The sequence below is a fragment of the Streptomyces sp. NPDC057307 genome, from assembly GCF_042667665.1.
Classification (GTDB): Bacteria; Actinomycetota; Actinomycetes; order Streptomycetales; family Streptomycetaceae; genus Streptomyces.
Map to the genome: position 1 here is coordinate 1 of NZ_JBHUZM010000001.1, position 11649 is coordinate 11649.

Annotated in this window: 10 protein-coding genes, 1 tRNA gene and 1 pseudogene; 6 read left to right on the forward strand and 6 right to left on the reverse strand. The window is 66.4% G+C overall.

Annotated features, from left to right (window positions below; translation table 11 throughout):
• Positions 1–21: 21 nt before the first annotated feature.
• Together ACFUN8_RS00005 and dcd are read right to left on the reverse strand one after the other, a co-directional pair.
• Complete coding sequence (locus ACFUN8_RS00005) at positions 22–519, reverse strand: phosphoribosyltransferase (protein WP_383629400.1); 498 nt, start codon at positions 517–519, stop codon at positions 22–24.
• A gap of 5 nt (positions 520–524) precedes the next feature.
• Entirely contained in the window at positions 525–1100 is a 576-nt protein-coding gene (dcd, locus tag ACFUN8_RS00010; protein WP_356587497.1) for a dCTP deaminase, read from the reverse strand.
• A gap of 433 nt (positions 1101–1533) precedes the next feature.
• Between dcd and ACFUN8_RS00015 the strand changes: the two genes are divergently transcribed.
• Positions 1534–1607, forward strand: a tRNA-Gly gene (locus ACFUN8_RS00015).
• Positions 1608–1730: 123 nt separating this feature from the next.
• Here the strand turns inward: ACFUN8_RS00015 and ACFUN8_RS00020 are convergent.
• A pseudogene (locus ACFUN8_RS00020) lies at positions 1731–1884 on the reverse strand (site-specific integrase); the annotation flags it as partial.
• 126 nt (positions 1885–2010) lie between these two features.
• Here ACFUN8_RS00020 and ACFUN8_RS00025 point away from each other — a divergent pair.
• Positions 2011–2778, forward strand: a complete 768-nt coding sequence (locus tag ACFUN8_RS00025; protein WP_383629403.1) for a DUF4365 domain-containing protein — start codon at positions 2011–2013, stop codon at positions 2776–2778.
• A 55-nt stretch (positions 2779–2833) separates the two neighbouring features.
• Here ACFUN8_RS00025 and ACFUN8_RS00030 read toward each other — a convergent pair whose 3' ends face one another.
• Complete coding sequence (locus ACFUN8_RS00030; protein ID WP_383629405.1) at positions 2834–2995, reverse strand: hypothetical protein; 162 nt, start codon at positions 2993–2995, stop codon at positions 2834–2836.
• Here ACFUN8_RS00030 and ACFUN8_RS00035 point away from each other — a divergent pair.
• Complete coding sequence (locus ACFUN8_RS00035) at positions 2994–5285, forward strand: AAA family ATPase (RefSeq protein WP_383629407.1); 2292 nt, start codon at positions 2994–2996, stop codon at positions 5283–5285. The two genes, ACFUN8_RS00030 and ACFUN8_RS00035, sit on opposite strands and share 2 nt — an antisense overlap.
• 3 nt (positions 5286–5288) lie before the next feature.
• On the forward strand, positions 5289–6605 hold the full coding sequence (locus tag ACFUN8_RS00040; RefSeq protein ID WP_383629409.1) for a PE-PGRS family protein: 1317 nt from the start codon (positions 5289–5291) through the stop codon (positions 6603–6605).
• Positions 6606–6718: 113 nt separating this feature from the next.
• Here ACFUN8_RS00040 and ACFUN8_RS00045 read toward each other — a convergent pair whose 3' ends face one another.
• A complete protein-coding gene (locus ACFUN8_RS00045) occupies positions 6719–6940 on the reverse strand; it encodes a hypothetical protein (RefSeq protein WP_383629411.1) in 222 nt (73 codons plus the stop codon).
• Positions 6941–7013: 73 nt separating this feature from the next.
• Positions 7014–9329 carry an N-6 DNA methylase gene (locus tag ACFUN8_RS00050; RefSeq protein WP_383629413.1) on the reverse strand — a complete coding sequence of 772 codons (2316 nt, stop codon included), beginning with the start codon at positions 9327–9329 and terminating at the stop codon, positions 7014–7016.
• A 461-nt stretch (positions 9330–9790) separates the two neighbouring features.
• Here ACFUN8_RS00050 and ACFUN8_RS00055 point away from each other — a divergent pair, with 461 nt between their 5' ends.
• Both ACFUN8_RS00055 and ACFUN8_RS00060 read left to right on the forward strand, forming a co-directional pair.
• Complete coding sequence (locus ACFUN8_RS00055) at positions 9791–10435, forward strand: Crp/Fnr family transcriptional regulator (RefSeq protein ID WP_383629415.1); 645 nt, start codon at positions 9791–9793, stop codon at positions 10433–10435.
• A gap of 208 nt (positions 10436–10643) precedes the next feature.
• Positions 10644–11552, forward strand: a complete 909-nt coding sequence (locus ACFUN8_RS00060) for a hypothetical protein (RefSeq protein ID WP_383629417.1) — start codon at positions 10644–10646, stop codon at positions 11550–11552.
• Positions 11553–11649 lie beyond the last annotated feature (97 nt).

Consider the following 11649-nt stretch of genomic DNA (forward strand, 5'->3'; position numbering starts at 1 on the left):
GCCCCCCCCGTATCTCACGCTTTACGACTCGAGTATCTGCCCGGTGCGCCGCACGACGGGAGCCTCGACGCTCCAGGGGAAGTTGATCCACTCGTCGGTGCGCTTCCAGACGTACTCGCATTTCACCAGCGACTGCGTCTTCTCGTAGATGACGGCGCTGCGGACCTCGGCGACGTGATCGAGACAGAAATCGTGGACGAGCTTGAGGGTGCGCCCGGTGTCGGCGACGTCGTCGGCGATGAGGATCTTCTTGTTGGAGAAGTCGACCACGTTGGGCACCGGTGCCAGCATGACCGGCATCGCCAGAGTCGTACCGACTCCCGTGTAGAACTCCACATTCACCAGGTGGATGTTCTTGCAGTCGAGGGCGTACGCGAGCCCGCCGGCGACGAACACCCCGCCGCGGGCGATGCTCAGGACGACGTCGGGCTCGTACCCGTCGTCCGCCACGGCCTGCGCCAACTCCCGTACGGCGACGCCGAAGCGCTCGTACGTCAGGTTCTCGCGTATGTCGTCCACGTCCTTCACACCTGTGTCCGGTGGAAGTTGAGGAACGAGCGGGAGGCGGTGGGCCCGCGCTGCCCCTGGTAGCGCGACCCGTAACGCTCGGAGCCGTACGGGAACTCCGCCGGCGAGCTGAGCCGGAACAGACACAGCTGCCCGATCTTCATGCCCGGCCAGAGCTTGATGGGCAGCGTCGCGAGATTCGACAGCTCCAGGGTCACGTGCCCGGAGAAGCCGGGGTCGATGAAACCGGCGGTGGAGTGCGTGACGAGCCCCAGACGCCCGAGACTCGACTTCCCCTCCAGCCGGGAGGCGATGTCGTCGGGCAGCGAGATGACCTCGTACGACGAGGCGAGCACGAACTCCCCCGGGTGCAGGATGAACGCCTCGTCCCCGGCCGGCTCGACCTTCCGCGTCAGATCGGTCTGCTCGACGGCGGGGTCGATGTGTGGATAGCGGTGGTTCTCGAACACGCGGAAGAACCGGTCGAGCCGCACGTCGATGCTCGACGGCTGCACCATCGATTCGTCGTAAGGGTCGATACGCACGCGCCCGGAGTCGATCTCGGCCCGGATGTCCTTGTCAGAGAGAAGCACGCCCCGAGGATACGCAGAACGCGCGGGCCCACCCCAACTCGGGCAACCCCGCGCGCCCCTACCGACCACCTGCGTCAGCGCCGCCCGACCTCCACGGGCACGGCATGCCGCAACCGAGCACAACGCGGACACCGAATAAGCCGCCCGGGCCCGAGCCGCCCGGCGTCAAGCTGCTGCATCGGGAACGACGTAGTACTGAAAACATGCCCTTCGGCACAGCGGACGACGGTGCGCTCCATCAAGTCCATCAGGTCCCTTCCCCAAAAACGCGGACGAGCCCACACATTAGGGGATCAACAGGACAGCCACCCAAGCGGCACTCCGACGACGCAGGCTACGCCCCAACTACCGGCACCGACAGCCGCGTCGAGCACCGAGAGTCGACAATGGGGTAGAGTGTCCACGGAAGCGCCGCTGATCATGGGCGCTCCGCGCGGGTGTAGTTTAATGGTAGAACATGAGCTTCCCAAGCTCAGAGCGCGAGTTCGATTCTCGTCACCCGCTCCACGACGAACCCCCAGGTCACCGACCCGGGGGTTGTTTGCTATCCGGACCCCTTCAGGAACCGTGCACCACCTCTGCACCACCAGTTCCCGTCCTGACTCATTCAGACGCAATGTCGTATGGCCCTCACGCCATCCCGTCCAGCCCGTTCGCGAGTTCCTTTTGACGCTGGATCGGAGTGCTGGTCGGTCAGCGCCGCACGCTCGGTGGACTGTCCAGCGCGCACCATAGTGTCCTTGAGCGTCGTACCAGACCGGGTGGTCAGGGTGTGGCCATAGGTCTCGGGGTCGAATCCCGACGACGGCTCAGAGGAGCACATAGCCGTACACCCCGTGACCTGGGGTTTTATGACGCTCAAGGGAGGGTGCGGCGTAAGCTGGTCACCTCGTGGTATGAGGGGGAATAGATGCCAAAGGTGCCTGAGAGCCGGCGTATCGGACGCATGGCGGTGAATGAGGTACGCGCTCTGCTGGAGAGACACGGCCACATCGTGCAGGAGATTGACGGCGGTAACGACCACGGAGAGGACCTGCACGTCACCTTCGTGCAGAACGGGCGGCGGACAGAAGACTCCCTGGCCATCCAGGTAAAGGGCGGCGTCTCGACGCGGACCAGAAGGGGGCACCGCGTTCCGGTCGGTGATCACGGGGACAACTGGCGCGATGGCAGGCTACCGGTGCTCTGTGTAGTCCATGATGCCGAGCGGGGTGGCCTCTTCTGGGCCAACGCGAGCCGTCAGCTTCGCCGGGCCGATGCACTGCGCAAGAAGGTGAAGTCCATCGTCGTCTCCAGAGATTCTGTCTTGGACGACGCGAAACTTGCTGGGTTCGTGGAGGGCATGCGCCACTACTTGGCTCGAGAACGCCAAGGTGTTGGTAGGTGGGCGGATATGGCGGGCGTCGAGTTTGCCCCGAACGACATCGTCAAACCCTTCGAGAATGAGGTCTCTGAGCCCATGGTCTTCTGGCAGCGCCGCGGGGAGCCCTTCGCGGTGCTGCTCCACCACGATCTGGATTGGGAGCCAGTGCGCATCGAGGAGCGAATGCTCCGCCTCGAGCCGATTCCGTTGGTCGGTAATGTCATCCTCGACATCGCGGAAGCCCACTGGCTCATGGGCTGCTTCAAATCCACAGAGTGGTGGCGCCGACCGGTCGAGCAGGACCACCCCGCCTGACGCATCAACGGTCGGCCGCGATGTACGGCAGATACCTTCTCAGTAGGTCGCTGCCTCAGCGGAGTTGGGCGGTCACGTTGTTGCGGGGCGCCTTGGTGCGCGCGGCGCGGACCGTCGTGTTGTTGAGCGTCGTCGGGAGCAAGGCCCTGCCCAGCGGGTAGGAAACCTTTCTTGAAGTTGCTTTCCGGGCCGGTCCGATGTCGAAGAATGTACCCATGGATGAGGGTGGGCAGTTCCGGGATGGGCTCGCTGCGCGCATTGCGCACTTTGACAGGGAAGGGGCGCAGCGGACTGCCAACCTGGCGGAGGAGGAGCGGCAGCAGGTACTGGCGTTGTTTCCGCTGGAGAGTTGGGAAGGGCTGGACCTGGAGCGGTACGCGCTGGGGCCCGACGGCCGCAGGAGCGGGCTCTCCTTCTGCCGGCTGATGGAGTACGGCACCGACAATTTCGGCAGTATCCGCGGCGGCAGCGCGGCGAAGCACATCGTCTACCAGCACCGGTCGGGCCAGTGGCGTGTCGTGCCCATCGCATTGCGCGGGCTGGAGGTGAGGGAGGCTTGGGCCCAGGTGTGCTCCGAGTTTGTGACAGCCTTCGACGCGGCGCGAAAGGGAGCGTACGAAGTCCTGGACGACCTGGAGTCCCTGTCGTACGGACAGGCACTGACCACCAAGACACTGGCGGTCTATTTCCCCGGTGAGTTCCTGCCGGTGTTCTCAGCCGCGCACGTCCGCCACTTCACCGCACTGCTTGGCGGCAGGCCCCGTGCAGCGTACTCCTCCGGTGTGCGTACGTGGCGGGCCAACCGCGAGTTGCTCGAACTTCTCGGTGAGTTCGAGGAGTTCAGTGGGTGGAGTCCGCATGAGCTGATGGAGTTCCTGTACGCCTTCCACGATCCTCGTCCGCATGACCGTGTGATCTGGAAGATCGCACCCGGAGAACGCGCCAGCCTCTGGGACGACTGTCTCCTGAACCGTCGTATCCGGATCGGCTGGGACGAGGTCGGCAGTCTGGTGCAGTACGAGACCGACCAGGAGCTCAAGGCGGCGCTGGATCAGCAGTGGCCGCGCAGCGCCGGCGGAAACCTTCGGCTCGCACGGCAGATGCTCGCCTTCCGTGACCTGGAGCGCGGCGATCTCATCGTGGCCAACCGTGGAAAATCCGAAGTGCTGGCCGTGGGAAGCGTCGTGGGAGGGTACGCGTACGATCCCGACGCGCAAGCGCACCGGCACACCGTGGGCGTGGACTGGGACACCTCGTACGCGCATAGTTTCGACGCCCCCCGGCACGCCTGGCAGCAGACGCTCGCCAAGGTGCCTGGCAGCTTGATGCGGGAGATACGGCACGGGCGAGATCAGCGCGAGGCCGGGAAACTCCCCGGCCTGGTCGGTGACACCGACGGGGTCGGCAAACCCGGTGTCGTGGAGACTGCCGCCGAGGTGAAGGGGCCCGGACTTGCCGATGAGGAACTTCCCGATGACGTACGGAAAGTACGGGATCTGCTGGAGCACAAGGGACAGGTTGTGCTCCAGGGCCCGCCCGGCACCGGCAAGACCCGGCTGGCGCTCAATGTCGCCCTGGCCCTTGCGGGACACGCGGACCTGATCGAGGCGACTCCAGGAGAGCGGGCGGCGGTTCTGGCGGAACTGTCCGCCGTACCCGAGGAGGCGGAAGGAGGCGGGAAAGCGGGAGCGTCCGATGAGGCGCGGGCGGCGCGGCTCACGATGGTGACCTTCCATCCGTCCTACGGATACGAGGACTTCGTCGAAGGTTTCAGGCCGGACACGACGGCGGACGGGGCCGGGCTCCATCTGAAGATGAAGGACGGGGTCTTCCTCCGGGTCTGCGCCGCGGCCAAGAAGTCCCCGGACGACATCTACCTGATAGTCGTGGACGAGATCAATCGCGGTGATCTGCCGCGCATTCTCGGCGAGTTGATCACCTTGCTGGAACTCGACAAACGCGGATCGGTCTCCATCACCCTTCCGACCAGTGGGCGACAGCAGACCGTGCCGCCGAACGTCCGCATCATCGGCACCATGAACTCCGCCGACCGCAGCGTGGGCCACATCGACTCCGCGATCCGGCGCCGGTTCGCATTCCTCGACGTACCGCCGGACCTGGACTCTCTGGACGGCGAGGTCGAAGGGCTTGGGCTGGCTTCCTTGCTGGAGGGCCTGAACGAGCGGCTCGACGCGCAGTTCGGCCCGAATCATCTGCTCGGCCAGGCGTACCTTCTCGCCGACGACCGACCACTCGCCACCGCGGAGCAGCTCTCACACGCCTTCCACCACGAAATCGTGCCGCTCGTGACGGACTACTGCCTCGGCCGACCTGAAATGCTGCGGGCCGTGCTGGGCGAGTTGGTGGACGACAGGACAGGAAGAGTCGTTCAGACCAACCCGACGGACCTTCCGGGCATGCTTGCCAAGGTCTTCGTCACGGTCGGCACGACCCAGTCCGTCGATGAGGACGGCACGTCGGCCGAACTTGAGTGGGCCGAGGGGTAGAGGGTGCCGCACGGAGCCGCCAAGCTGAAAGTGACGCTCGACGAGTACGAGTCCGGGAAGGTGCCGAAATCCAGTCTGAGCTCCGACGATCTCGACAGGCTCCGTGAACTCAAGGGCGTCGGGATGGTCGAAAGGAACGACCACTGCGTCCTCACCGCACGGACGACTACCGGGGTTCTGGAGCTCAGCCGCATCCGGCTGGTGCTCCGCCCCAAGTTCCCCATCGCGGGAAATCGACTGATCGACTGGCTCTCGTATGCCAACGGACAGGCCGGCACCGTCGACGAGGCCCTGCGCAATTGGCCTCTCGGCGAGGACGGGTACGCAGGGCTCGTACCCGCCGCCCTGCTGTACGAGTGTCGCCTGCTGCTGCGCCGCGGTCTGCGCAGGGACTACATACGCCGACACCGCGTGGACACCACGCTGCGGGGTCGGCTGAACGTGGAGGCGCAGGCCACCAGATGTTTCGGCGCGGTCGACCAACTGCACGTCGACGCCTTCGAGTACGAGGACGGCGGCTGGGAGAACCTGGTGTGCGGAGCCGCCCTGGCCGCCGCAGCCGAGCAAGTGACTGATCCGGTCCTCAAGCACCAACTGACCACCACGGCACGGGACTTCCCAGCCTCGTCCCAGGTCCAGGACGCGTTGCCGCTGCTCGCCCGTGGGCAGTACTCCGTACTCAACGACCACTACCGGCCCGCCCATGCGTGGGCACGCATGGTGCTCGGTGGCGGCGGCCCCAACGATCTGCTGAACCCGTACGGCTTCGGGGCGCAAGGGCTGCTGCTCAAGCTGGAAGATCTCTGGGAGAGCGTGGTCCAGCGGATGGCGGCCGAAGCAGCGGCTGCTGTCGGTGGCCGGTGGGCCCGGCAGGCGAGCCACCACATCCGGACCCACGGAAGGCACCCAAGGCAGGGGAGTGTCTCCCCGCCCTTCCGCCCCGATGTGCTGCTGTCCTTCGCCCAGCCTTCCGCGCTCCCCGGAACCACGCCCTACCTGGCCGTCGACGCGAAGTACAAGAACTACGCGAAGGACAACGTCTCCCGTGAGGACCGCCACCAACTCCTGACCTACATCGCCGGCTACACAGACCCCGGCAATCCAGTGGCCCTGGTGGTCCACCCCGACCCGGAGGGACCGTCCGACCACCATCTGAAAATCCGTGGGCCGCGTGGGTTGGTCGGGCACATCCTGGTGCTCGGCCTGGACACTCGCAGCGATCCGAAGACCGCGGCCGAGCCGCTACGGGAGGCGGTCGCCGATTTCGCCGCATCCATGGCCGGCCATGGCCGAGCACCGACCGGGAAGGTGGGCAGCTGAGCCTCAGGCCGCCGGTATCCACCGCTCGTCACTCGTCCGGACGCGGAACCCTCAGGCCGATGGCCCGAGGGTTCCTTCAACCGGGCTCAGCCGCCTGAGACGGTCGATCCGGATCAGCCCAGCCGCTTGAGTTCGCGCACGGCCGCGGGCAGTGCCAGGCACAGGGCGAGCGAGGTCGCGAAGCCGCCTCCCCCTGCCAGAACGGCTTCAGTGGTGTCAGCGCCTGCTCGAAGCACCAGCAGGCTGACGACGAGGCCGACCACCATGGAGCAGGCAACGTACAGGGCCAGCCACAGCTGCCACGTACGGCCGGAACGGACTGTCGATTCGGGCATGGACTCGATCCTTTCGAGGGTCACGGACAAGAAGAGGGAAGGGCGGGTAGGAGGAAACGGCGGTGGCAGGCCGTCACAGTGGCTCGGCCAAGCCGTGGAGCAGGTGTTCGGCGAGTTCGGCGCGCAGCCGACTCAGTGCCGAGGCGTACGAGGCGTAGGCGTCGACGCGTTGACCGAGCTCGCCGAGGAGGCCAACGCAGCGCCGTTGTTGCCCGATCGGCGGAAAACGCATCGGAAGGTGGCCCAGAGCGGCGGAGCTCAGTGAGGGAGCCGCTGTGGCTGCGGCGCGGTGGGACATCCACTCGCGCGCGTACTGGAGGCCGAGGTAGGCGTGGAGGTACAGGGGGTCGATCTCGGCATCCGGACGTACACGCAGACGCATCACGTTCGAACTGAGCAGCCATCCGGCCTGCGCGCCGGCGACCAGGGCGGGTTGTTGCTGCGCACCCGTCCGCACGCAGACGATGTCGTTCGGAAGCAACTCGAATTTCTCGAAGCGCTCGGCTGTCTTCCACGGCACGCGCGCCCTGGGTTCGTCCGCGATTCTTCCTCCGACGAGGTCCTGCGGGAAGACGAGAGGAACACCGGCGTCCGCCGTGCGTGCCTCTGCGGGGAGGCGGGTGTATGACGGACCGGACTGGATCTCGCACAGATCGTCAAGCACCGCCTCGACCCAGCCGCTGGGTCCCGTGCTGCCGCCGTAGCCGTTCTCCGTACCCAACTCAGGCTGCTCCAGCAGGCGAAGCATGTCCGCATACTCTGCTGCCTCATCACTGACTTCGCGCAGCCGGGCCGCAACAGGAACAGCACCATAATTTCCACCCCCGAGGTAATCGGCAGGGCGCAGCGAATACTCCTCGCCGCGGATGTCCGCGCGTGCCTTGACGACAGCCGAGAAGCCTCGGTCGGCAGCACGCAACGCGTATCCCTCTCCCTCCGGGCACTGCTCGCCGTCCAGCCACGGGCGGACCACTGCCGTGATCGCGTCGCAATCCGTGTCCCGCAGCACCCGTCGACGCCGGACTTTCGCTCCCAACTCCTGAGCATCGACGAACAGGATGTCCTCTCGTACCGGGTGATCGACTCGTCGCAGCAACCACAGAGAAACCGGCACTGGCGTCGCGGAGAACAGGTGCGACGGCAGCGTGATGACACACTCCACAGCCCCTCTGCGCACAAGGGCGTGGCGGATCTCGCGCTCGGCAGTGTTCACCGAGTTGCCTGCCTTCACCGGCATGACCACCGCCGCTCGGCCGCCGGGTGCCAGCCCACCGAGGACGTACTGCACCCAGGCAAAATTGTCATTGCCGCGGGGTGGTGATCCGTACGACCAGTCTCCCGTCCGGCGCCCGGGACCAGGTGCGTCGCTCATGTTGAACGGAGGGTTCGTCAGCACGGCGTCGGCGCCGTACTCGCGGTCGGGTGGCCATCGGTCGGACCGGGTGCTGGTCAGATTCGGCCGCACGCCGAGGTGGAGAAGGTACAGACTCGCGACCGCCTGCAGCCGGCCGTCAAGCGTCTCGCCGTACACGATCCCGCGCGCGTCTCCGATGCGGCGATACGCAGCCGCCAGCATCTCTCCGCCCCTCGCGTAAGGGTCCAACACCGTGGCGCTCTGTCCAGGAGCAAGCACCAAAGCCGCGGCCAACGAGGCCAGACCCGCCGGGCTGCAGAACTCCGAACTTTGCAGCCCCTCCCTGGCGCTGAACGATTCCCACACAAGTTGGAATGCGCCAACCTCTGTGCCTGCCGCTGTCCGTACCGCCGTTGTGAGGTCGTCCCAGCTCCGCGGTTCCAGTTGCAGCAGGCTGCTTCGCATGTCGGTGCGGTCGCCGTTCCGGCGCAGCGTGTACTGAGCCATGTCGCCGAGTGAGCGGAGAAGCCCTGGCACGTCTCGTGAGCTCTGACCTGCCGACATGGCATCCTCAATTCGGCGCCACTGTTCCGGCTCCGCATGTCGCACGTACATCACGATGAGGCAGAGATTGACGAAATCTGCCATCGGCGCCGGACCCCGGACCCGATCCGCAAGTTTGCCCATCAGCTGATCAACGGCCTTCTTGTCCTCGGCCCCGGTGCGCTGAGCGGGGCTCCCCGCACCTCTCCGTGCCGCCATCGGTCGACCACTGCCGGTTCGTCCGAATCGATCGGCATAGGTGGTTCCCGCCTGCTCCCCGTTCAGCAACCGCGGTTCCGGAATGGTGCGGTTCGCCAGCCAGCGCCCGATCTCGGCCTCGTGGAACAGCTCTGTATCACCTGATCGCACCGGGGTGGGAAAGTCTCCGTGCCGCCGCGCCCAGTTCGACACGGCCGGGCGACTGACACCGACGCGCTCTGCGATCTGGTTCCGGGTAACAAGACCGGCTTGTTCTTCATGTGACAACTCCATGGCGACTCCCGAAGGTTGGGCTGGTTGAACTTTCCGACGTGAGGACCGTACGAGGGGGAAGGCGCACCGGCAAATGCGCATTCACGGTGCTCACTCCGCTTGCGTGAGGGAACGACGAGCCGTCCGACACCTGACCGTTGTCGCTGAACCAAAGAAGCAAGCAGAGACTGGGGCACTGATGCGCGCACTGAGGACCCCGATAGCGGGATTCCATCATTATGGGGGTTAACAAATCTGCTGACGTGAGCAGTACGCGATGGACGGGACTTCTCCCCGTCCAATCAGCTCGACCCGTCTGGGCGAGCACAGAAGGCCCGGACCCTCGTTCTCGGACAAGGTCGCCCGACTCGCGGCGGGAGCGGTCTGCCCGGCGTAGAACTCATGAGGGCGGGCGGGGGTGAAGACGTCTCGCGCACCGGGCCGAGGCCGGCCCCGCAAAAGGCTGACGGGGAAGGCGACGAGTGCTGTCGGACGAGACATGGCGTGAGCTGCTTGGGCAGGGAACCACCCGCACATTTCGCGAGCGCAGTGTGATGTTGAGACAGGGTTCCGCAGGAACGCACCTGCTCGCTCTCACCGACGGCCTGGCCAAGGTCGTATGCCGGGAGCCGGGCGGAGTCGTGACCTGGCTGGCCTTCCGGGGGCCGGGTGACCTGTTGGGTGAGGTGTCCGTCTTCAATGGGACCCCGCGTACGGCGGAAGTGGTCTCGCTCACCTGCTGCACGGCTGTCGTGCTGGAAGCGGAGAGGTTCCGCCGGTTCGTCGAACGGCGCGGTCTCGTAATGGACTTGATGCGCCAGGCCCTCTCCCGGCTGCGCGAATCCGACGCACACCGCACCGAACTGCTGACCCTGCCGGTGGTCGTACGGCTGGCGCGGGCGCTCCTGCGTTTGGTCGAACTCACCGCGCCCGGAGCCGAGTCCGACGTCGTACGGCTGACCGGTCTGAGCCAGGAGGAGATCGCCCAGGCGATCGGCGTGACCCGCAACGCCGCCATCACAGGACTGCAACGGCTGCGGGAGTCGGGCGCGGTCGAGACGGCCCGCCGGGCGATCGTCATCAAGGACATGAAGGTGCTGCGCGACTGGGCGACGACCGCCCGGTAAACCCCGACGGCGACGGTCTTCTCTCCCCTCGGTTGAATGAACGCTGTCCGCCCGAGGGCGGGCTCCCCCACGTGAGCACGCCGCCGCTGTGACGTGGGACACCCGCGAAGCGCCCTCCACTGTGCAGTCGGACGGACGGATCCGACAGAACCTCGAAGCAGCCGGCCAACGGCTTCGTCCCCGCCCCGCTTCCACGAGGAGATCCCGCATGTCCACGTCCGTTCCCGCCCCATATTCCGAGAGCCGAGCGCTGCCTCCCTACCGCGCCCTGTTCGCCGTTGACGCGAAGGACTTCACGGGCCTGCCTGCCGTGCAGCACGGACCGGTGAGCCAGTTGATCCCCGAACTGGTCGACCAGGCGCTGGAGCAGGCCGGGCTGCACGAGCTGCGTGACTCGAAGCGGTTTCCGGCCAACACCGGGGACGGCGTGGTGTTCGGTTTCGACCCGGCGTTGCTGCCCTTCGTCCTCTGGCCGTTCCTGGGCGTGCTGGACGACATCCTCGGCGCGTACAACAGGCAGAGTGTCGGCCCTCGCATCCGGCTCCGGGCCAGTGTCCACGTAGGACCGCTGCCGGACGCGGACAACCCCGGCGACGGCAACGGCACCGCCCGCAACGACACGCACCGACTGCTGGACTCCCGTCCGGTCAAAGCCATCATGGCGGCGGCGAGCGAAGAGGTCACCCACCTGGTGGCGGTCATCTCCGAGCGCGTCTACGAGGACGTCGTGCTCGGCGCGTACACCGGACTGCACCCGGACCGCTGTGTGGAGGTGCCGGCCACCGTGGAGGGGAAGAACTTCGCGCAGCGGGCCTGGCTGTACGTCCCGTCGCCGTCGGGAAACCTCGTACAGGCGGGTGTACGGCCGCGCGAGGAGTCTGCGGCGCAGGGCAGCGAATCCAACGATCGGGAACAGGACCCGGTGACACGGCCCGGCACACGGTACAGCGGCAACAAGCAACACGTGGGCGAGGGCGCCGCCGTGATGGGGAACGTTGGACGGGACGTCACGTACACCGGCGGGTCCACGTCGTACCGCGGTACCAACCAGCACTGGGGCAGCGGCGACAACGTGACGGGTGACAAGCAGGTCGGCGGGGCCGGAGACGGCCGGTGAGCGCTGAGGCCGGTGCGGATGGGGGCTCGATCGGTTCGGACGCCGACGAACGAACGGACGCCGGGAACTCGTACCGGGACAACCAACAGCGGCTGGG